This is a genomic window from Phragmitibacter flavus (assembly GCF_005780165.1).
Lineage (GTDB): Bacteria > Verrucomicrobiota > Verrucomicrobiia > Verrucomicrobiales > Verrucomicrobiaceae > Phragmitibacter > Phragmitibacter flavus.
In genome coordinates this window covers 22,598-44,282 of record NZ_VAUV01000017.1, presented here as the reverse complement: position 1 = coordinate 44,282, position 21,685 = coordinate 22,598, and the positions used below count along the sequence as shown (strand labels likewise).

18 protein-coding genes are annotated in these 21,685 nt (G+C 57.2%); 7 read left to right on the top strand and 11 right to left on the bottom strand.

Annotated elements, in window-relative coordinates; translation table 11 throughout:
- Nucleotides 1–267 precede the first annotated feature (267 nt).
- The 4 genes from FEM03_RS19920 to FEM03_RS19905 are packed head-to-tail and all read left to right on the top strand — an operon-like array spanning nucleotide 268 to nucleotide 5,384.
- Complete coding sequence (locus tag FEM03_RS19920) at nucleotides 268–939, top strand: pilus assembly FimT family protein (RefSeq protein ID WP_138088062.1); 672 nt, start codon at nucleotides 268–270, stop codon at nucleotides 937–939.
- The gene (locus FEM03_RS19915; protein ID WP_206171087.1) at nucleotides 939–1,463 is read left to right on the top strand and encodes a hypothetical protein; all 525 of its coding nucleotides are present in this window, start codon (nucleotides 939–941) and stop codon (nucleotides 1,461–1,463) included. The genes FEM03_RS19920 and FEM03_RS19915 overlap by 1 nt, the downstream gene beginning before the upstream one ends.
- Nucleotides 1,441–2,400 (top strand): PulJ/GspJ family protein, encoded by a 960-nt coding sequence (locus tag FEM03_RS19910; protein ID WP_166443016.1) that lies wholly within the window; start codon nucleotides 1,441–1,443, stop codon nucleotides 2,398–2,400. The genes FEM03_RS19915 and FEM03_RS19910 overlap by 23 nt, the downstream gene beginning before the upstream one ends.
- Nucleotides 2,397–5,384: a hypothetical protein gene (locus FEM03_RS19905; RefSeq protein ID WP_138088059.1), complete on the top strand. Its 2,988-nt coding sequence runs from the start codon at nucleotides 2,397–2,399 to the stop codon at nucleotides 5,382–5,384. The genes FEM03_RS19910 and FEM03_RS19905 overlap by 4 nt, the downstream gene beginning before the upstream one ends.
- A 242-nt stretch (nucleotides 5,385–5,626) precedes the next feature.
- Here the strand turns inward: FEM03_RS19905 and FEM03_RS19900 are convergent, their stop codons facing one another.
- The 3 genes from FEM03_RS19900 to FEM03_RS19890 form a co-directional block, all read right to left on the bottom strand.
- On the bottom strand, nucleotides 5,627–6,505 hold the full coding sequence (locus tag FEM03_RS19900; RefSeq protein ID WP_138088058.1) for a PEP-CTERM sorting domain-containing protein: 879 nt from the start codon (nucleotides 6,503–6,505) through the stop codon (nucleotides 5,627–5,629).
- Between the two features lie 275 nt (nucleotides 6,506–6,780).
- Nucleotides 6,781–8,241: a sensor histidine kinase gene (locus FEM03_RS19895; RefSeq protein WP_138088057.1), complete on the bottom strand. Its 1,461-nt coding sequence runs from the start codon at nucleotides 8,239–8,241 to the stop codon at nucleotides 6,781–6,783.
- Complete coding sequence (locus FEM03_RS19890; RefSeq protein ID WP_240772851.1) at nucleotides 8,238–9,065, bottom strand: response regulator transcription factor; 828 nt, start codon at nucleotides 9,063–9,065, stop codon at nucleotides 8,238–8,240. The genes FEM03_RS19895 and FEM03_RS19890 overlap by 4 nt, the downstream gene beginning before the upstream one ends.
- 148 nt (nucleotides 9,066–9,213) lie before the next feature.
- Here FEM03_RS19890 and FEM03_RS19885 point away from each other — a divergent pair, with 148 nt between their 5' ends.
- Both FEM03_RS19885 and FEM03_RS19880 read left to right on the top strand, forming a co-directional pair.
- Nucleotides 9,214–11,688, top strand: coding sequence for an Amuc_1098 family type IV pilus outer membrane protein (locus tag FEM03_RS19885; protein ID WP_425501966.1), 2,475 nt, complete (start codon nucleotides 9,214–9,216; stop codon nucleotides 11,686–11,688).
- 132 nt (nucleotides 11,689–11,820) lie between these two features.
- Nucleotides 11,821–12,387, top strand: coding sequence for a GNAT family N-acetyltransferase (locus FEM03_RS19880; protein ID WP_240772849.1), 567 nt, complete (start codon nucleotides 11,821–11,823; stop codon nucleotides 12,385–12,387).
- Nucleotides 12,388–12,615: 228 nt separating this feature from the next.
- Here FEM03_RS19880 and FEM03_RS19875 read toward each other — a convergent pair whose 3' ends face one another.
- From FEM03_RS19875 to FEM03_RS19845, 7 genes are all read right to left on the bottom strand, one after another.
- Nucleotides 12,616–14,046: a sensor histidine kinase gene (locus FEM03_RS19875; RefSeq protein WP_138088055.1), complete on the bottom strand. Its 1,431-nt coding sequence runs from the start codon at nucleotides 14,044–14,046 to the stop codon at nucleotides 12,616–12,618.
- On the bottom strand, nucleotides 14,043–14,693 hold the full coding sequence (locus FEM03_RS19870) for a response regulator transcription factor (RefSeq protein WP_138088054.1): 651 nt from the start codon (nucleotides 14,691–14,693) through the stop codon (nucleotides 14,043–14,045). The genes FEM03_RS19875 and FEM03_RS19870 overlap by 4 nt, the downstream gene beginning before the upstream one ends.
- A 24-nt stretch (nucleotides 14,694–14,717) precedes the next feature.
- Nucleotides 14,718–15,932, bottom strand: a complete 1,215-nt coding sequence (locus FEM03_RS19865; protein WP_138088053.1) for an ABC transporter permease — start codon at nucleotides 15,930–15,932, stop codon at nucleotides 14,718–14,720.
- 16 nt (nucleotides 15,933–15,948) lie between these two features.
- The gene (locus tag FEM03_RS19860) at nucleotides 15,949–16,656 is read right to left on the bottom strand and encodes an ABC transporter ATP-binding protein (RefSeq protein ID WP_138088052.1); all 708 of its coding nucleotides are present in this window, start codon (nucleotides 16,654–16,656) and stop codon (nucleotides 15,949–15,951) included.
- Entirely contained in the window at nucleotides 16,653–17,969 is a 1,317-nt protein-coding gene (locus tag FEM03_RS19855; protein ID WP_138088051.1) for an efflux RND transporter periplasmic adaptor subunit, read from the bottom strand. Before FEM03_RS19855 ends, FEM03_RS19860 begins: the two co-directional genes overlap by 4 nt.
- 74 nt (nucleotides 17,970–18,043) lie before the next feature.
- Nucleotides 18,044–18,589, bottom strand: coding sequence for a hypothetical protein (locus FEM03_RS19850; protein ID WP_138088050.1), 546 nt, complete (start codon nucleotides 18,587–18,589; stop codon nucleotides 18,044–18,046).
- 199 nt (nucleotides 18,590–18,788) lie between these two features.
- The gene (locus FEM03_RS19845; protein WP_138088049.1) at nucleotides 18,789–19,799 is read right to left on the bottom strand and encodes a DUF6807 domain-containing protein; all 1,011 of its coding nucleotides are present in this window, start codon (nucleotides 19,797–19,799) and stop codon (nucleotides 18,789–18,791) included.
- Nucleotides 19,800–19,902: 103 nt separating this feature from the next.
- On the opposite strand from FEM03_RS19845, the gene FEM03_RS19840 reads away from it, so the two are divergent.
- Nucleotides 19,903–20,499, top strand: a complete 597-nt coding sequence (locus FEM03_RS19840; RefSeq protein ID WP_138088048.1) for a J domain-containing protein — start codon at nucleotides 19,903–19,905, stop codon at nucleotides 20,497–20,499.
- Nucleotides 20,500–20,575: 76 nt separating this feature from the next.
- Here the strand turns inward: FEM03_RS19840 and FEM03_RS19835 are convergent, their stop codons facing one another.
- A complete protein-coding gene (locus FEM03_RS19835) occupies nucleotides 20,576–21,634 on the bottom strand; it encodes an Mrp/NBP35 family ATP-binding protein (protein ID WP_138088047.1) in 1,059 nt (352 codons plus the stop codon).
- Between the last annotated feature and the right edge of the window lie 51 nt (nucleotides 21,635–21,685).

The following is a 21,685-nucleotide window of genomic DNA, read 5'->3' as shown; positions in this document are numbered from 1 at the left end:
TTAAATCTACTAGAATTTTAAACATTTTTCATGTTTAAGAGTCGTGGCTGGAACGGTGCCCGGCATATCTTGCGGTTTGCAGCCCGTTTCCGAGACGGAAATGGCGGGCAATCTATTCAATCGGATGTCCGATGGCGTGCAATTTGAAAAATAATTGACCGGCTTACGAGAGGGAGAGAGTGACGATGCTTGAGTGACGGAATCGTTGCGGCGTTCGGGGTGACTTGAAGGTAATTCGTTGTTAATGAGGAGTTTCCAATCATTAAAATGCGTAATACCATCCACCGCGTTATTCCTGCTTGTGCCAGAGCGTTCTCGTTGCTGGAGTTGGTTGTGGTAATGGCGTTGATTGCACTTCTGGTCGCGATCGCGACTCCTGCCATGGCGGCACTGGTGGGATCGACCGGACTGACGGCTGCTGGAAATCTGGTAACCCATCTTGCGGCGCAGGCGAGGCAGATGGCGATGACGAAGAACACGGTAACCGCGCTGGCGGTGCTGGGGGATTTGGGGGTGGAGGACGATTTTCGCACTTTGGCGATCATGGAATACGATGCATCGAATGGCTGGACCCAGGCCACGCCATGGCAGGCGCTGCCTTCGGGGGTGTTGGTGGATTTTGCGGATCGCCGCACCTGCACGTTTGTTTCTCAAGCGGGAGTGCCGTTGCCGTTGGCTCCAGAGGATGCGGCATCGGGGTCGTTGCCTTTCGACTATCAAGGGGTCGCTCTTTCCAGTGCCACATGTGCGTTGAGGGTGTTTTTGCCGAACGGAGGTTTGCATGATTCGGAGAGTCCGGCGCGCATCCGACTGGTGGAGGGGGTCAAGCAGGGAGCAGTGATGAAATATCGGAATACCACGAGTGATGGATCGCCCGGGAATTTTTATGATGTGTCACTCATTGGAGCGACAGGGCTTGCCAAAATCAACCGCCCCTGATGTCGATGTTGATGACTGCAAGGGGAAGGGGAGCGAACACCGGATTTAGTCTCGCGGAAGTGACTTTGGCGCTGGGCATTGCTTCGGTGGCCTTGCTTTCGGTGGTTGGATTGCTCAGCCTGGCAATGGATACCAGTGAAGAAGCGGGTGAGGACACGGCGCTTGCCGCAATGACGGGCATGGTGGTGGGCGATCTGCATGTGGTGCCGTTTGATGCCTTGGGACGGTCGAAGCCGTGGTCGGCGATGGCTGAAGCCGCTGCCCCGGGCCCGATGGAGGACAGTGTGTATTATTTTACTCAGGAAGGCGTGCCATTGTCAGGGACTTTGGCGGCAACAGATCCGAAGGCGCATTTTGAATGCGTGGTGGAAAAGTCGGAGGATGAAGGTTTTCGCAGGATCGCAGGCAGTGTCTCCAATCTTGTTGAAGTGAAACTGCACTTCACCTGGCCGGTTTCTGCGAATGCTGATCCCAACCTTCGTCCTGGAGAATCCATCTTTCATGCCAGCATCGCCCGTTATTAGAAGAGTCCGAAGCGGGGATGCGCGTGGTTTCACTCTGTTGGAGTTGATGATTGCGATGGCCATTCTGGCGGTGATCATGACGTTGTTTACGATCATGTTCACCGGCACATCCAAGGCGTGGTTGAACGGTGAGGGGCATGCGGAGCGGCGGAGGAATGTTCGCGCGATTGCGGATTTTATCGGGACAGAATTGCAGGGGGCGTTGCTGCCGGTAGCCCAATCGACGGGTGGCGCTCCGGCGAATCTTCAGTTCATCATCAATCCACCGGTCGACCGGCTATCGGCGGACTATCGCAATGCCGATTGCATCTTCTGGCAGGCACCTTTGGCTCGGGAAACCAGTTTCGGGGAGATCGCTCAGGTGGGGTATTTTGTGAAGTGGGAGAACGCGGTGCCGATGTTGTGCCGGTTTTTCGTGAATCCTTCGGTGAAGATTGATGGCGTGCTGAAACCAAATCCGCAATTTCTTATCTATCAGGATGCCAATCCAGATTTGTGGGTAAGTTCCAGCGTGGTGGATGAGGTGGTCAAGCCGGCAGATGTGGACGCAGGTTACAAAGGACTGTTTGCGGAATATGTGCTGGGACTTTGGATACGGTCGTTTGGATTGGACGGTGTTGAGCTGCCGAGGGAGTATGACTCACGAGTGGGATATAACTGCCAGTTCCCGACGACGGGTGGTGGGACGGTGACGGAGCAGCGTCGACTTCCAGCCACGGTGCAGGTTTCCCTGGCTCAAATTGATTCGAGATATGCGTCCCGCCTCGCCGTGGTGGCAGATGACATGAGGGAGCTCTCCCGGGAGACGAATACGAGGGATGCGGCGCAGTTCCTCAACCGGCTCGAAACGGCTTCGGCAAATCGCGAAGACCTCAAGCGATTGCTTCCGGGCATCCGCATTTACACCACTCAAGTTCAGCTCCAGAACGCCCGATGAAACATTTTTCCCACCGTCCGTCTTTGTTGTTTTCCCGTCGGGGCACCGCGTTGGTGGTGACGGTGTTTTTTGTTGCGCTGCTGACCTTGATGGTGGTGGCTTATTTTGAATCGGCGAAATTCGACCACACCTCGGCCGGAGGTCATCTGGACCGGACCAAAGCGGGTTTGTTTGCGAGGGAGGGGATGGAGAGGGTGATTGCTACTTTGCAAAGAGAGACGGTGGATCCGGCGCGCGCGGAGGGGCAGTCGGTGGAGGATCATACCCGATTGCGGCGTAACTGGCTGACGCAACCCGGGGCATTGATTGTCCCCAACGATCCTCCGGCGGATCAAAAGCTGTTGGCACGTCGCGTTGAACTTTCTTCAGGAGCGCCGTTGGCAACAACTTACAGTGATCCGATCTTCCAGGGGCCCGATCTCAATGCTCCGATGGTATCTGAGAGCCTCGTCTCGACGCGGTTGATCACCGATCGCGTGGATCCAGCCACGGGCGAACCGGTGGCCTTGAGGCTGAAGTGGGTCTACGTGCGTCAAAACTCTGACACGGGGGACCGGTCATTCGATTTCGCCGAAGAGCCGGTGCTGACGGATGCGGCGAATCCACTGGTTGGACGGTTCGCATATTGGGCAGACGATGAAAGCAGCAAGATCAATTACAATCTGGCGTGGAAAAGGAATCTGGACACGTCGTCCACCTCACTGGTGAACCGCAATCCAAAGTCGCATCCAAGTTGGATCAACTTGACGGCGCTAAGTTTGCCTGGTGGAACGGGATTGACGGAAGCCATGGCGGATGCGTTGCATCAATGGACCGTGGCTTCGCCTGCAAGATACTTCAATACTTTTGCCGATGCGAGGCAACTGGAGCCAGAGGTTCCGGGATTGTCGGACATGCTGGCGTATAACAAGTTTGAGCTGACGCATTACAATCACGATCCCGACACGACGTTTTTTGGAGAGGAACGCATCATGCTGACCACCAATCGTGATCTGGTGCCAAAGAATCCCGATGGATCTTACGCGAGGAAGTTCATTGATATCATGAGGGATGACGTTGCTGCGGATGAAAGCGATCCGGGCGATTTGGATTTTCTTGCGGGCGGTCAGCAGGATTGGCTGAATGATCCCACAGGTCAGCAGGTGGTTCCCAACAAGTTTGATGCGGTGGTGCGTGATCTGCTCCGCTACATCAGTGAAAAGAACTGGCCAATTGCTCCCGGCGTAAGTTTCAAAGACAAGTATTATCCTGGCAGCCTCGACAGTGACATCCGGCTGGCGCAGATCATTGTGAACATCATCGACTATGTTCGTGCCAAAGAATCCTCGCTGGATATCATTGCGCCGCTTCGATTCGGAGTGGCACCGGATGGCAAGTATACGCTGCACGCGACGCATGCCTATGCGGCAACCGATAGCTATCAAGGGGTGAGCCGGTCGCCCTACTTCACCGAGTTGGGGATGTATGTTGAGAAAGATCCCACGCCGCAGCCGACACCTCGTCCTGCCGGCTGGCCTGCGGGCAAGTCGCTTTATAAATGTTACTACACCGCAGAGTTCTATCTTCCAGAAAGCTACGGGGTGGAAGAGGGGATTGATTTGGTTCCTGATCTGGCGCCGCAGCCCGCCGCAAACAGTTCGATGGGGTGGGTGTTGGGGATTACGGGAGTTAGCGCGAACAGCCATGTTTGTTATTTTCCAAGTCCCAGGGGTAATCTTGTTAACATGCAGGGGACGCTGGATGCCGTGCGTATTTTTCGCTCAGATCTGACCGGCGGTGAGGGGCCGAACCAGACCATGCTGATGCCGGGAAAACGGGTGGTGGTGACGAAGATGTTTTATCGTGACAAGTCTTACGTTCAACAGCCCAATGCCAACGTGAGAATGGCGGCGTATCGTTCGACCACCAATCTGAATGGCATATTGACCAGTCTGGGAAGACGACCGCGTTTGCTGTTGAGTCCGCAATCGGGATCGTTGAATTACCGGACCAGTGATCCATCGACGACTCCAATGTCGGCCATGCTGACACTGGAAACTGACGATCCACGTGCCAACGGACACTCCAGTGACTGGCAGCCCAACACTGCGGGTGCCAACTCTTTGGGCAATATCAATTCTCGTTCCACGCTCGGCAGGCCGCCCCTGGATGTGAAGCCGCAGCAGGATACGGATGCGAATGGCTTGTTGACTGATGCGAGCCTCTACATGCCGCCACCCAAAGGCTTTGGCGTGAACGATGCTCAGAATGACAACGGGCTGATGAGTTCGGTGGGCGAACTGGGTTATGTGGTGACGGGAACCGATGCTTATTCTGGAAGCACACCTTGGAGGACGTTGCGGTTGCAACCCAACAACTATCCAGATGCCAGCGTGTTGCCGGACTGGGCATTGCTGGACTTGTTCACGGTGCCGAATTCTTTTGGCGCAGCTTCCAATGAGATGCTCAAGCCGCACGGCACATCGGTGGGGGGACGGATTAATGTGAACTCGCATGTGCTGCCTTTCGAGCATCTGGCGAGAGATCGAGGGTTGGTGGCGCTGGTGGCGGGTTCATCAGCATTGCGGCATCCAGCCAGCGAGGTGGCCTCCAACATTTATCATCAAGTGCTGGCGGATGGGGAACACCAGAAGGGCAAGGTCTATGGTTACCCCTGGACCGCGGCAAGCGGCGGAGGAGACTTGGGAAATGCCTACGACACGCCCGGAGAGATTTGTGAGATCAAAGGGGTGGCCGATGGCGGCGAGGCTTCCGAGGCGTTGATGAGAGAAATTGCCAGTCTCATCACGACGCGGGGTGGCGTGTTTAGCATTTATACCGTTGGCCAATCGCTGAAACAGACCCGCAATGGAAGGTTGCGCGTGACGGCCGAGCAAAGACAGCAGGCAGTGGTGGAACGGTATCTAAATAATCGGAACACCCAAAATCCAAACGATGACGAAGTGCAGTTTCGGACAATCTACTTTCGTAATCTTATGCCGTGAGGGCGAGAATTTTGCGGCAATGCCTCAATGGGCTCAGCCAGAATTAGAGGTTAGCCCGTGAAATTCTAAGGCGGTCAGGGTTTACGTGGCGATGCACGTAAAGTCTAGATGAACAGTTTTCTGAATGCCGACGTCATGTCTGACAGACATTGAGCCACAAGATGAGCTGGCCGATCTTGTCAGGAGCAAATGCGAAACTTAAATGGCGGCGTATCGGGGGGATTGCAGTGGCCGAGATTTCTTCAGCAGGTTTTTGACCTGCGGCGATGTATGCATGCTGCCGTTAATCCGAACACGACAAGGACCATTTTGGAGGGTTCTGGAACCAAAGTTCCGTAGATGGCTACGTTGTCGACGTTCCAGAACTCTCCTGACGAGTCATTTAGGAAGTTTAGGCGAAGGGCAATCGATGAAGCGGAATCATCGAGATTAATTCGAAACGTGGAATAGTTGTTGTCATTGGTTCCACCTCCTACTGGGGGAGATTGAAGCTGAAGGTTGCCTCCTGCGGCGACGGTAGCTGGGGGGTTTGGGGAGAGCGGCGCTGCGTTGAATCCCCACCTAGCATTGCTTCTTCCTGCCAATGAAATATCGGCATTGGCAGCGGAGTCAGTTTCAAATGCAGCGCCATTGATGGAGGAAAACATGCGAAAATAATCGCCCGTATCGTTTCCATTCGCTGAGGTGCCGGTGCTGGATAAACGCACTTCAATGTAGAGACCGGTGTATAGGCCCGAAAACTGGGTCAGATCGACTGAGGAGAAAGTAACGGTCCCCAAAACTCCAGTGCCATTGACACGATTGCTGTGTTGAAGCGATTTGTCTCCTGCCAACACACCCTGATCTAGAGGAACCTGGCCGCTCGTGGCTAGTGTGCCGACCTGTGTCACAGTGGAATTGCCGATGGCATAATTCCAGGCGTTTGTTGGCGCGACATCCTCAAATCCTTGGAAATACAATACCGTTGCCCCTTGTGCTGTGCCCATCCATCCCATAGTAACTATTGCGAGTGCGGAAAAGAGGGACAAGGTTTTACCTGAGCGGGTGATTTTTTCTGTAGAGGAAATCCCGGCAAGGATTCTGAAAGTAGAGCTGTTTTCGTGGAATGGTGGATTGGGCATTTTGAATTGGATTTAGTTACAGGCGGAGCATCCGGGTTTTGCGCCACGCCTATGTAAACTGTTCATATTGGTGTTCACCTTGGCCCTCGATCCCCCATCCACTAGCGGGGTATTGTGACTAATTCTTCACGCTAAAGTAATCACAATGAGACGGTTAGAGCGCAACGGCGACCGGTTTGTTTCCTGCATGTCGATCTGGAAGCAATGTGAGGTCTTGATCCGACAAAGTCGGGTGCAATTAGGATAGAAGCCGATCAATAGTGATGCTGCCCTTGTTAGGCAAGAGGCAGCTTTACGGTGAATTTGGTCCCGAAGCCCTGTGTGCTCTCAACCTCAATGGTGCCACCGTAAGTTTCAACCAATGCACGGCAGATGGCGAGGCCAAGTCCTGAGTGACCCTCACCTGCAGAGGGGGTGTTGTCGGCACGGTAAAATCGCTCGAAAATATGGGGGAGATCTGTTGCAGATATGCCAGAGCCACTGTCTTCCACTATGAGAACTGCCATTTTTTCTGAAACGCAAAGGGATACCCGGACATCGCCGCCCGGTTGGTTGTAGTCGATGGCGTTGGACAGAAGATTGGTGAGAATCTGTTTGAGATGATGTGGTCCGGCCAGAACTGCGGCGGACTCCCATTGCAGATGGAGGGTGACCTGTTTCGATTGTGCGAGCGGTTCCATCAAGCTCATCACCTCGGTCAGAATGGTCTCAAGTTGGCAAACTTCGACGCTTTGAGAAAGTTCGCCAGCATCCTGACGTGCAAGCAGCAGAAGCGAGTCAACAAGAGTCCACATTTGTTTGGCCACGGTCTGGGTGATTTCGAAGCCACGGCGGTATTCGGCCGAGGAGCGCTCTTGCATCAATGCGGATTGCGCCTGGGAAAGAACGATAAAAATGGGGGTTCTCAGCTCGTGCGAGGCGTCGGCAGTGAATCTCGCCTGCCTGTCGAAGGCCGATTTCAACCGGGTGAAGGTGTCGTTCAATACGCTGGCGAGTTCGCCCATTTCGCTGTCCTGCTCAGATATCGGGATGCGCTCTGCCATGTTTCCATTGGCGACTTGAATGGCCACTTTTCGTATCTCATTGACTGGAGCGATGACGGGATCAGTGAGCATCCATCCGATGGTGAGACCTGCACAGAGCATGAAACCTCCAGCGGCGGTGAAGCCGAGGGTGAGTTGACGGAGCTCTTCATGCGCGGCGTCCAGAGAGCAGCCGACTACGCCGATGACATCGGGCGAAGTCGAAAATTCCAGCGGTGAGAAATCGGACAAGACCATCGTTGGGTCTGGCGGTGGTGGTGGACCTGGCCTCAATGGTTTGACGATGAATTCGCGATAGACCTCTCGAGTTCGCGGGGCTGGAGAATCAGCATGCACAGTCGCTGTGGGCCTGGTGAGGTCGGAGGGGGCGTGTTCCGAGGCCTCCAATAGCGTGCCATCCACGGACCAGATGGCGTAGTAGAATGACTCAGGATTCGGTTGTCCAAAAAGGGATCGTTGCTCGGGAGGAATGTTGCCTTCAAAAAAAGGCGATTCAATGAGGAGGCCATATTGGAATGCCATTTTTGCCCCGATGAAGGAGGCGCGCAGGCTGAGCTCCGCATCAATCCGCTTCAAAGTGTTTTTCCATACGAGCCATTGCGCGGCGAACCCGAACAACACAAGCACCGTCAGCAAAACCAGGCCGTGCCAAAGCTGCAGTTTCCATCGGATGGATCGGCAAAAAATGTTCATGGTATCCGGTATCCAATGCCGCGGCGGGTCAGAATGAAGTTGGGACCCAGTTTTTTGCGCAGATTGTAAATATGCACTGCGACAAGGTTGGACGGGCTTTCATCTCCTTCATTAAGAAGATGCCGATTCAAAGCACTGCGAGTGACGACCTTTCCGCGGTTGATCGCCAGATACTCTGCCACAGCGTATTCACGGGCAGTCAGCATGACTTCACGGGAGTGCCTGCTCACGGTGCGTAGACCCAGGTTGAACACGACATCCCCAATCTCGATGATTGGACGTGGAGGGGTGGCACTTCGTCGGATCAGCGCTTTCAGTCGGGCCAGCAACTCCGCCAGGTTGCAGGGTTTTGTGAGATAGTCATCGGCTCCGGCATCCAGCCCGCGGATTCTGTCATGGACTGTGTCGCGGGCAGTTAGAAGAAGGACGGGGGTGTTCTTTTTTTGTTCGCGCAGTTTCTTGAGGAGTTCCCAGCCATTCATCTGCGGCAGCATGATGTCGAGCACCATGACATCGTAGGCGATGTCGAGAGCCTTGAATAATCCGTTCGGCCCGTCAGTAGCCGTATCCACAATATAGCCATCCTCGCGCAGGGTTTGGGCGAGGATTTGAAGAAGCTCCGCCTGATCCTCAACGACGAGCGCCTTCATTGAAAAGGTTCGGCCTGTCAAGACGGCGCGCTCGCCGGGTTGTTGCGCGGTTTTCGGTTGCATCAACACGAGACTAGAACGCGCAACATTAAGAGAAGATGAAGACGGGATTTTTTTAGATAATTTCAGCGCCTTAACCTTTCCTTCATGATCAGTCCGATAGGGTCGGCGCATGGAATTCCTCACTGCGTTCGACGATGGCGGCCCGAGTTTGCCCCCCATGCTTTCAGCCGGGATCAACCGAGATCCACAGTCTGTTCAGGACAATCAACACCATCGACCTCGACCTTCGTCGAAAGGGAGTTTGTGGACGGTCAAGCCGGTGGTTTGTTTCGGAGCAGTGGCACTCACTCTCGTTTCGGCACTCCATGCAGGCAGTCCGGATGGCGTTTCTGCCGTGGCAGAACGTGAGATCGTTCGCAGGCAACAGCGTGTTGCGGACGCCCAAAGCGCAATTGAAAGAGGTGACCAGTTGATGGATGATAAAAACTTCGAAGGTGCGCTCACTGAATACAAGATGGCCCTGGATTGGCTGCCTGATGCACCCATGTCAGAGCCATGGCGATCCTTGGTGAAACAGAAGTTTGGTGAGGCCTCCGTCTGCCTCGCCCGCGAGCGCGCCGCCATTGGGGCTTATGCAGAGGCCCGCTTGCTAGTTCAGGAGGCGATTGCGATCCACCCGGAAGGTGCCGATGCAAAAACGTTGCTTGAGCATCTGGATGACCCTGGACGTTACGAGCCAGCATTGACCCCTGCGCACATGGCCGACGTGAGTGAAGTCATCAAGCTAATGCAGATGGCATACAGTTACGTGAATCTTGGTGATTACGACAACGCCAACAACACGTTCCAGGATGTGCTGCGCATTGACCCTTACAACAGCGCCGCGCGCCGAGGCATGGAACAGGTGGAGATGAATCGCCAGAACTACTTTGAGACGGCCCGTGACCAGCGTCGTGCCAAAATGCTTAACGACGTGAATCAAGCGTGGGAAGAGCAGGTTCCTTCAGCGCTCATTCAGGATGTTGCCAGTGCCTATGGAACCACCACGGATGATTCGGCCTACTACAGTCAGAAAATGCGCAGCATCATTTTCCCAAGCGTGAACTTTTCGAGTGCCAGCATTGATGAAGCCATCGAATTCCTGCGCATCAAAAGTCGTGATTTCGATACTGAAGAGCGCGATCCAGGCAAAAAGGGAGTTAACTTGATCCTTCGTCAGGGGGCAGCACCTTTGATTGCAACCATCAGCCTGGACTTGAAAGAAGTGCCGATGGACGAAGCGCTTCGTTACATCACTGAACTCGCCAACATGAAATACAAGGTGGAAAAATTCGCCGTTGTGGTGGTTCCTCTTTCTGAAGTAGGCGATGAGCAGTATACCCGGATGTTCCTAGTCCCGCCCGATTTCCTTAGCGGTGCTTCTGGTGGGGATGCAGCTGGGGCAGCGGCTCCTGCTGATCCGTTCGCTGCTGCCGGGGGTGGAGGTGGCGCGGGAACTGCAACCATCGGATCTCGTGCCACGGCGATCGACGTGTTGAAAGCGAGCGGTATCCCTTTTCCGGAAGGTGCCTCCGCCAACTTTGTCACTTCAACCTCGCAGCTGATTGTGCGCAACACCCAGCCAAACCTTGATGCAATTGAAGCCTATGTGGACAGCATTCGGAAAAAAATCCCCCAACAGATTTACATCACCACGAAGTTTGTGGAAGTGACCCAAAAGAATACCGATGAACTCGGCTTCGACTGGTTGCTTGGTCAGTTCAACATCGGTGGCGAAAGCGTTTTTGGCGGTGGCGGCACCTCCGGCAACGCATCCACCACCAGCGCCACCAGTTCTGATTATTCGTTTTCGCAAGATGGCGTCGCCACTGGTCAGTATCCCGTTACTTCGGGCAATCGCAGTGGTTCCTCCGCGATTACACCGGACTCGATTGATGGGCTGTTGTCTGGAGCTTCCGCCGCCGCGGGTGTCTCGCCCGGTATTTTTTCGCTCGCTGGCGTGTTTACCGATCCGCAGTTCCAGGTCGTCATCCGCGCTCTCAGCCAGAAGAAGGGGGTGGATTTGATGAGTGCACCGAGCGTGACCTGCCGTTCCGGACAGCGCGCGGTCATTGAAGTCATTCGCGAATTTATCTATCCGACCGAGTTTGATCCGCCGCAAATTCCACAGACCGTCGGCAGCACCTCGACCGATGGAAGTGTCACTGGCGGAAGTTCCTCGTCCTATCCGGTCACTCCCACCACGCCGACCGCGTTCGAGATGCGGCCGGTAGGCGTGCGCATGGAGGTCGATCCGGTGATTGGCCCAGATGGCTACACCATTGATCTGAACCTGGCTCCTGAAGTGACCGAGTTCGAAGGATTCATCAACTATGGCAGCCCCATTCAAACCACCGCCACCGACGCGCTGGGGAATCCGACGACGCTGGTGTTGACGGAGAACAAGATTGAGCAGCCGGTGTTTTCTACTCGCAAGGTGACGACTTCGGTAACTCTTTGGGATGGCCATACCGTGGCGTTGGGCGGACTTATCAGGGAGGACGTGCAGGATGTGGAAGACAAAGTGCCGGTGCTCGGCGACCTCCCGTTTCTTGGTCAACTGTTCCAGAGCAAGGCGGAGGACCACTTCAAGCGCAATCTGATGATCTTTGTGACCGCAAAACTGGTCGATCCGTCTGGCCAACCGGTCCGAAAATCCAGTGTGACGGCGACGCCAGTGGAATCGGTGCTTCAACCGACGGTGACGCCATTGCTTCCGGCGTTGTCGGAGCCTGTGGGACTGGGGAGTCCGTAGGTAGGAGTGTCGTTGTGCTGTAACGGTGGTGGCGGCGACGGACAATGTGGCTAGTTCGCTTCGCCCTGGACGTCTCGTTTCCGCGGTGTCAGACTTCAGACGTCCGCCCAACCAACTCCCTTACCCTTGAGTATGAGATTTCCCGATTCATTGACCACTCCTAGATTGCTCCTCAGGCGTTTGCAGAGAGATGATGCACCGGCCCTTTGTGCTTATCGTTCCTCGCCGGAGGTGGCGAGATACCAGTCATGGGAGACGTTCGGACCCGATGAAGCTGCTGAATTACTCGACGATCAGCAGGATCGAGACATTGGTGTTCCGGGCACATGGTTTCAGGTGGCGATCGTCGAGACGGGGACAAGTCAGTTGATTGGTGACTGCGGGTTGCATTGTCTGGCTGACGAGGCGCGGCAGTTTGAGATCGGGATCACCCTTGCACCAAGCCGACAGGGACAGAGGTATGCGACCGAGGCGCTGGAGTGTTTGATATCCTACTTGTTTACTGATCTGTCGGCTCGCCGTCTTTTCGCCACGACTGACGCCCTGAACGATTCCGCAGCGGCATTGTTTCGGAGGCTGGGCTTCCGACAGGAGGCTCACCACCTTGAGCTCCGGGCATACAAGGGCGGTTGGACCAGTGAGTTGTTTTTTGCGCTTCTGGCTAGGGAATGGGGGATGAGGTCGCAATTGGATCGGTAGTGATGGCTACAATGATGACTGTAGGAACGGGGCGAAGCGGTCGCTGTTGTTGAACCTGACCTGCGGCGAATGCGCAGGCTGGAAGCCTGAGATACGGCTCCGCGCCGAAGGTCCCGAGCCGGCAGGCAAAATGCCTGCCTCACCCGCAGGCTTCAAGCCTGTGTCACTTTCTGTTTGATGACGGACAGGATGTCCGTCTCACGCACAGACTGAAAGTCTGTGTTACGTTCAGAGTTGCACTTTGAAGGTGGTGCCTTGGCCGGGGTGGCTGGTGACGGTGATTTCGCCGTTGTGGTTGGTGACGATGGTTTTGGCGATGGCAAGGCCGAGGCCGGTGTGGCCGGAACTGCCGGTGCGGGCTTTGTCAACGCGATAGAAGCGATCAAACAAATGGGGGAGGTGTTCGGGGGGGATGCCGGGGCCGTTGTCTTGAACGGCGAAGGTGGCGTGATGGCCGGAGGGGGCGCAATGGATGTCGATTTTGCCGCTTGGATGATGGTGGTGCTGGATGGCGTTCATCAACAGATTGGTGGCGAGCACGTGGATCATGCTGGGATCGCCGACACACGGAGTGGGGGTGAAATGCGTTTGTAGCTGGAGGTTTTTTTCGGTGGCGAGAGGGGTGAGTTGAGTGACGACTTCGGTGAGGAGCTGGTCGAGCTGGAAGGGGGTTTTGGGGAAGTCGTTGGATTGGGTTTCCTGTTTGGAAAGAAGAAGAAGGGCTTCGATGAGGTGGCGCATGCGCTGGGCGGTTTGCTGGCAGGTGAGGAGGGCTTCGCGATATTCTTCGGGGGTGCGGTCGGTGCGCTTGAGCAGGCGTTGGGTTTCGGAGAGGAGAATGGTGACGGGGGTGCGAAGCTCGTGGGAGGCGTCGGCGGTGAATTGTTTTTGGCGCTCGAAGCTATTGTGGAGGCGTTCGAAGGTTTGGTTGAGGACGCGGCTGAGCTGGTCGAGTTCGCTGTCGGTGCCGTCGGTGTCGATGCGTTCTTGAAGGTTGCCTTCGGCGATATGGGAGGCGGTGCGACTGATGGTTTCGATGGGACGGATGGCGCGACCGGCGAGCCACCAGCCACCGATGAGGCCGAGGGTCCAGACGCCGAGACCGAGAGCGCTGATGGTCCAGGCGAAGCGATTCATCTCAATGAGTTCGGGGGTGATGTCGCGTCCGACCATGCTGCGCAGGCCGGAGCTGGAACTCCGGAAGGAAGCGCGGGTGTTTTTTTCGGTGCGGGTGTCTTCGAGCATTTCTGATTCGGTGACCGGCAGCAGTTGGGGATGATCTTTGGGAAAGTTTTGGGAGCGAAGGAGGGTGGTGCCGGTTTGGTCCTGGAATTCGAAGAAGGCGTGGCCGGGTTCGTTGTTTTGGAAAAGGGCGGCGGTTTCGGGGGGGAGGGTGATGGTGCCTTGCTGGAGTTTGGTAATGAGCTGGCTGAAGGGCATGGGGGGGGCGTTTGGCCCGGGTGACTCAGGCTGCACGGAGCGCATGAGCGAACGGATGAGAGCGCGTTCGGTGCTGGCGAGGTCGCGATCGATGCGGCTGAGCTGGGAGTCCCAGGCGAGTTTGTAGGCGGTTAGGCAGAAGGCGAGGAGGGCGAGCAGCAGGATGAGGGCATGCCAGGCTTGGACACGCCAGCGGATGGAATTGAAGAGCGTGGTCATTCGATGCTGTAGCCGTGGCCGCGACGGGTGGTGATGATGTCGTTGCCGAGTTTTTTGCGCAGGTTGGAGACGTGGACGTCGAGGAGATTGGAGAGGGTGAACTCGTCTTCGTCGAAGAGGTGTTCGTAGAGGGAGGTGCGGCTGACGACTTTGCCGCGATGGAGCACGAGGTATTCGAGCAGGGCGTATTCGCGGGCGGTGAGGGGAATTTCTTCGGAGTTGCGGGTGACGCGTTTGGCGGCGGTGTCGAGTTGAAGATTGCCGACAGTGTGGGCGGTGCTGGTTTGGCCGGCGGCGCGACGGATGAGGGCGCGGAGGCGGGCGAGGAGTTCGTCGAGATCGAAGGGTTTGGTGAGGTAGTCGTCGGCACCCTGGTTGAGGCCTTTGATGCGATCGGGCACGGCATCTCGGGCGGTGAGCATGAGGACGGGGGTGGTGATGCCGGGGCGGAGTCGGGCGAGGACCTCCCAGCCGTCGAGTCGGGGGAGCATGACGTCGAGGATGATGGCGTCGTATTGATGGTCGGTGGCTTTGTCGAGTCCTTCCTGGCCGTCGCTGGCGGTGTCGACGGCATAGTTTTCTTCACGCAGGGTGGCGGCGAGGCTGCGTTGGAGGAGGGGGTCGTCTTCGATGACGAGGAGTTTCATGAGGGGTGCGGTTGCGGTTGTTGATTACTCATGGCGCAGGGCGTCGATGGGATCAAGGCGGGCGGCGCGTTGGGCGGGGGTGAAGCCAAAGAGGATGCCGACGGCGGCGGAGAAGAGGAAGGCGGTGAGGTTGATTTGCGGGTTGAATTGAAAGGGGACCTGGATGAGTTGGGCGAGGCTGAAGCAGAGGCCGAGGGCGAGCAGGATGCCGACGATGCCGCCGATGGTGGAGAGGGTGATGGCTTCGACGAGGAACTGGAGGAGGACTTCGCGGGCGCGGGCGCCGATGGCTAGCCGGATGCCGATTTCACGGGTGCGTTCGGTGACGCTGACGAGCATGATGTTCATGATGCCGATGCCGCCAACGAGGAGGCTGACGCCGGCGACGGCGGCGAGCAGGGTGGTCATCATTTGCGTGGAGGCGCTGAGGGTGTCGGCAATTTGACGGGTGTCGAAGAGGCTGAAGTTGTTGTCCTGATTCGATTGCAGGTTGCGGCGTTGGCGCATGAGCGAGGTGATGTCGGCAATGAGCTGGTCGCTGTTGGCGTCTTCGGCGGCGGAGATGGTGATGCTGGCGATGTCGTGGGCGGAGGTTTTTCCGACGAGGCGTCGTTGCAGGGTGGAGAGGGGGACGATGATGGTGTCGTCCTGATTGCCCATGCCGGACTGGCCTTTGGCGGAGAGGATTCCGATGACTTCGCTGGAGGCTTTGCCGATGCGGATTTTTTGGCCGATGGGGTTTTCGTTGCCGAAGAGTTCCTGGCGGACGGTGTCGCCGATGACGCAGACGGCCTGGCCGCCCCGGAGGTCGCCTTCGGTGAAGAAGCGTCCGTCGGCGAGTTTCCAGTTGTTGATGGAGAAGTAGTTGGGCGTGGTGCCGGTGACGGTGGTGCTGCGGGCGTTTTGGCGGTAGATGGTGCTGAGGGAGGAGCTGCTGACGGGGGCGATGGAGGCGACGCCGTAGATTTGTTCGGAGATGGCGCGGGAGTCTTGTTCGGTGAACAGGGGAACGCCAGCGGCGGAGGAGCGGGGTCCGAAGCCGGCACCGGGTCGAAGCACGAGGAGGTTGGTGCCGAGGCTGGAGATTTGGTTTTTGACGGCCTGGGTGGTGCCCTGGCCGAGGGTGACCATGGTGATGACGGCGGCGACGCCGATGATGACGCCAAGCACGGTGAGAAAGGCGCGGGTGAGATTGCGACGGATCTCGCGAAGGGCGATGAAGAAGGCGTTGAGAACCATAAGGATGAAGGATGAATTATGAGCCCGTGCGGGCTTGAGTGTTGTCGGATTCGATGAGGCCGTCTTTGACGCGGATGATGCGTTTGGCGTAGGTGGCGACTTCGTCTTCGTGGGTGACCATGAGCACGGTGATGCCGCGTTCTTCGTTGAGGCGGATGAGGAGATGCATGATCTCTTCGGTGGTTTTGGAGTCGAGGTTGCCGGTGGGTTCATCGGCGAAGAGGGTGCTGGGATTGGTGACGATGGCGCGGGCGATGGCGACGCGTTGTTGTTGTCCGCCGGAGAGTTCGGCTGGCGTGTTGCGGAGCTTGGTGGGGAGTCCGACGGCGGCGAGGGCTTCGCGGGCGAGATGTTGTCGTTCGCTTCTGGCGAGACCGCGGTAGAGCATGGGGAGTTCGACGTTTTCCAACGCGCTGGTGCGGGAGAGGAGGTTGAAGCCCTGGAAGACGAAACCGAGGGCGTGGCGGCGGAGGAGGGAACGCTGGTGGGCGTTGAGGGTTTCCACGGGGATGCCTTCGTATTGATAGCTGCCGGAGGTGGGGGTGTCGAGGCAACCAAGGGTATTCATGAGGGTGGATTTGCCGGAGCCGCTGGGGCCCATGATGGCGACGAAATCGCCTTTTTGAATGGTGAGGTCGATGCCGCGAAGGGCTTGAAATGCGGCGTCGCCGTGGCCGTAGGTTTTGGTGAGGCCACGAAGCTGGATAAGCGGGGATGAGTTCATGGCGTGATGGCGTTGGCGTTGGCTTGGATGATGACTGGCAGGCCTTCGGTGATGTTGTCGCTGATGACTTCGGTGTGGCGTCCATCGCTGATGCCGAGTTTGACTGGAAGCGATTGCGGTTTGCCGTCGCGGAGGATCCAGATTTGATGATTGCCGGCGGTCGGGCGGGTGTTGGGGGTGTCGTTTGTTTTGGGTCGGGATCCGCCGCCGCGTGGACTTGGGATGAGGTTTTGGACGAAGGACTTTTTTGGTGGAGCGGCTGAGGCGGAGGCGGTGGTGGGGTTGAATCGGAGGGCGGCGTTGGGGACGAGGTAAGCCTGGGTGGCTTCGGCGACGCGGATGTCGGCGGTGGCGGTCATGCCGGGGCGGAGGCTGAGGTCGTCGTTGGTGACTTGCAGTTCGGCTTCGTAGGTGACGACGTTGTCGGTGACGGCGGAACCGTAGGAGACTTTGGTGACGTTGGCGGTATAGGACCGGTCGGGCCAGGCGTCGACGGTGAAGGTGGCTGTTTGTTGGTTGGCGACGCGACCGATGTCGGCTTCGGCGACGGCCACTTTGAGTTTCATGTGTTCGAGTTTTTCGGCGATGACGAAGAGTTCGGGGGCAGTGAAGCTGGCGGCAACGGTCTGGCCGGGCTCGAGGTTGCGGGTGAGAACGATGCCGTCGATGGGCGATTTGATGATGGCTTTTTCGAGGTCGCTTTCGTTGATGCGGACCTGGGCTTCGGCTTCTCCGACGGCGGCTTTGGCACTGAGGAGATCGGCTTTGGCGCGTTCGGCAGTGGCGATGGCGGTATCGACATCGGCGGTGGAGACGGCTTTGCCGCTGGTGAGTTTTTCCAGGTTTTTGGTGCGGGCGAGGGAGGCTTCGCTTTCCTTGAGGGTGGCTTCGGCCTGGGCGACTTTGGCCTGGGCGGAGCGGAGGCTGGCGCGGCTGCTTTCGGTTTGTTGATTGAGTTTGCTGCTGTCGAGTTTGGCGAGCGGCTGGCCTTTGGTGACATGATCGTTGGTGTCGACATAGACGGCCAATGTGGTGCCGGAGAGTTCGCTGCCGACGGTGACTTCATTGGTGGGTTCGAGGTTGCCGGTGGCGGTGATGGTGAGGTTGATGTCGCCGCGTTTGAGGGGCTCGGTGATGTAGGGGGAGGCCTGGTTTTGAGCTTGGGTTCGATGACTCCACCACAGCCATGCGGTCACCACGAGAGCGACGAGGATGAGTGCCGCAGTGAGTTTGGTCCAGGGACGGGCTGGCGCGTTGGCACCGAGGATGATGTCCGAGAGATTTTCGGTGTTGGGTGTGGTGGTGGCGTTCATGAAAGTTGAGTTGAAGAAAAAAAGGGAACTGCGGAGATGGGGGCTCTCCGCAGTTCAATGTTCAGGGCCGGGGATTATCTTTTGGGGCCTTTGGAAGGGGAGCCTTGGCCAAAGGAAGGAGAAGAGTTTTTGTTGTGGCCATGGCCATGGCCATGATGGCTATGGCTGGCATAGAGTTGACCTTTGTTGCGGGCGACGGTGTTGACCTGACTGCGAACTTGGGAAAGTTGATCGCGGGTGCGTTTGCTGAGTTGGGTTTGTTTGCTGCTTCTCTCGACGCGATTCCAATTGCTCTGAACGCTGGCGACGCGCTCATTGATCCGGCGTGCAGGCTCGCGTTTCAGCAGGGCGGACCGGAGTTGCTGGACGCTGGACGACAATTCGCGGGTGGCTTTGCTGAGCTGGGCTGAGGCGGGATGGAAATGGCCTTTGTGCGGGCGGGTTTCGGATTCGACTGCGGATTGAAGGCGTTTGGTGGCTGATTCCAATGAAGTCACGGATGGAGCAACTTGAGTGGGGGGGCCGGGGCGAGCATTGGCAGTGGAGGCGGCGAGCAGTGAGATGGCGAGAAGGCCAATGGCACTGCGGGTGATGACTTTGAGGAGACTGATGGTTTTCATGATCTTGGATTCTGGGTTTGTTTTTTTGGTGGTGCTCTGTTTTGGTGAGCGCCGCAGAATGCCACGACCAACCTTAAGAAATGGTGAAGGCGGAAAATTTTTGTGAAGTTTTTTTGAGGGGGGAAGATGGGCACAAAAAAAGATGCCCGGCGGGGTGGCCGGGCATCTTAAAAAAACGGGGGGGTGGCTTTACGGAGCGTTACAGCTCTTTTTTCGCGTAGGTCTCGTAAGCTTCAGCGATCTTGGCTTCTTTCTCGTCGCCTTTGTGGAAGATCATGCGGTGACGGAGTTTGATTTTCTCGGAGGATTTAAGGGTGAGTCCTGCGTCGGGAAGGGATTTGTCGTATTGCTGGGAAGCAAAGGGATTGGCGGTGAAGAGGCCGTAGCTGCGCACATGCCAGCGGGTGGGATGGCGGAAGCTGGAAGGGTGATTGAGGATGGTGACGCCGACGACTTCGTCCTGAACGGGGCCGTAGTAGGCGACCCATTTGGCGGGTTGGGCCCAGGCATCGTTGTCGACCTGGCCGGCGTCGTTGATGATACGGCCGCCTTTCTTGGTGTCGACGGACATGCTGGTGGGGACGCGGATGTAGAGGCCGGCGTCTTTTTTGTCGTCGAGTTTCACATCGCCGCTGCTCGCGATGAGGTCCTGGTTGAAGTCGATGATGCGGTTGCCGTCGATGACGCGAAAGACGAGGTGACGTTCTTCGGACATGAGCTTTTTGCCTTCAGCATCGGTGTAGTCGCAGATGGAGGAGACGCTGGCGTGGTGTTCGTCGGCGGCGAGTTTGGTGTATTCGCGATGTTTGATGTAGCCGACGGCGGCGAGGCGTTTGCGGTTGGTTTCGCCGCGTTTGGGATCATTGATGCCGCCTTCGAAGGTGGCTTTTTCGGCCCAGCTGTCGAAACCGCCGACGCCTTCATGGCCAAAGCTGATGCCACGCTGGTGGACGTGGTCTTTGTCTTCGCCTTCGACTTCTTTCATGGGGTAGTCGCGGGTCATGGATTTGCCGGTGGGACCATAGACAGGCCAGAGAAAGGGTTTGTTGCCCTGGTTGACGATGTATTCGGCAAAAGGTTTGCCCTGATGGAGGACGCGCACGCCGTCGCCAGGCAGTTCTTCGATCGAGAAGCCTTTGGGGGTTTCGTTGCCGAAGGCGGAGATGCCTAGTGCGAGGATGGTGGTTAGGAACAGGGCTTGTTGCTTCATGATGAGGAGAATGCGGCTAACTGTGCTATTGAAAAACGGCAGCAGTGAGGTGACAGTTTCAGCTAATGAGGGCGGAGGGCGATGTTTTCCGCAAATGTTTTTTATGGCCGGTGATTCAAATGAGATGATGGATGGGTTCCAGATGCTGGGATTGAAGCGTTCTGCGTCGATGGACGAGGAGGTGCTGCAGCAGGCTTATGCGAAGCTGAGTCGTGAAGAGCATCCGGATCATGGAGGCTCTGATGCGACGGCGGCGGCGGTGAATCAGGCTTTCGAGACGTTGCGGGTTCCCGAGTTGAGATTGAAACATTTGCTGGAGCTTGCGGGACCTGAGGAGGTGAAGGCGTGGAGAACGGTGCCGCTGGACGATGGCATGATGACGATTTTTGGTCGGCTGGGGGCGATGTTGCAGAAGGCTTCGGCGATGGCGGTGAAGCTGGAGGGGGCTCGCAGCGCGTTGGTGAAAGCGTTGCTGGCGGATGGGGTCTTGAAATTGAGGGATGAATTGGAGCAACTGGGAATGGAGATTGCAGGCAAGAAGGAGGAAATGGAGGCGCAGCTGGCGGATTTGGATGGTCGTTTGGAAACGGGCGAACAGGAAGCGTGGAAAGAGCTGGCGTCGTTGCAGGCGCGCTTCGCTTACCTTGGGAGATGGCGGGGGCAGATCCGCGAGAGCCTGCTGCTGCTGACAGTGGATTGAGGACGCAGGTTTGAACCGCGCTTCAACGATAGGGTTTATTGATGGAATAGCACGCTCAAGCTGTGGATGCCGAGGCTTATGCTTTCTGCGTGGCGAGTGCAATGAGCTGGACAGCGGCTCGTCGAAAGGCTTCGCTGGCGAGGTTCTCGGAAGGATCGAGGAGGGCGATGGGGGCACCGGTATCGCCAGCTTCGCGGACTTGCATTTCGAGGGGGATCTGGCCGAGGAGGGGAGCGCCGATTCGTTTGGCTTCGCGTTCACCGCCGCCTTTGCCGAAGATGTGGTAGATGTGGCCGTCGTTGGGGCAGACGAAGTGGCTCATGTTCTCGATGAGTCCAAGAATGGGAACGTTTACTTTCCCAAACATGGCAACGGCTTTGCGAGCGTCGATGAGGGCGATTTCTTGCGGGGTGGTGACAATGACGGCACCGGTGAGGGCGACGGTTTGCACGATGGTGAGCTGGATGTCGCCGGTTCCGGGAGGGAGGTCGAGAATGAGGTAGTCGAGATTGTCCCAGGCGCACTGACGGAGGAACTGCTGGATGTAGCGGGTGGCCATGGGGCCGCGGACGATGACGGGGGCGTCGTCTTCGAGGAGGAAGCCCATGCTCATGAGCTGCAGGCCATGTTTTTGAATGGGGATGATCTGGTTGTCGTCGGTAGCGTAAGGACGCTCGTCGGTGCCAAACATGTGGGCAATGCTGGGGCCGTAGAGATCGCAGTCGCAAAGGCCAACGCGGGCACCGGTGGCGCGCAAGGCGAGGGCGAGGTTGGCGCTGACCGTGGATTTGCCGACGCCGCCTTTGCCGGAGGCGATGGCGATGACGTGTTTGACGCCGGGAATGGTGGTGGTGAGGGCAGCGGGGTTTTGGGGGCTGGGGGAGTTCGCAGGTTCTTTGATGTCAAAGTTGAGTTTGATCTCGCCAATGCCGGGGATGGCGCTGAGGGCGGCGGTGGCCTGCTCATGAACCTGTCGGGGAATGTTGGGATCGCGGGTGGCGATGGCGATGTCGACCTGGACATCGGAATCGTTGGTGCGGATGGCCTGCACGAGGCCGAAAGAGAGAATGTCCCGGGAAAAGCCAGGGTATTTGACGGTGGCAAGGGCGGCGCGGATTTGGTCTTCGGTGGGCATCGTGTGTGGAAGGAAGGATACGCCGTGGACTTGCCACAGGCTGACGATTGC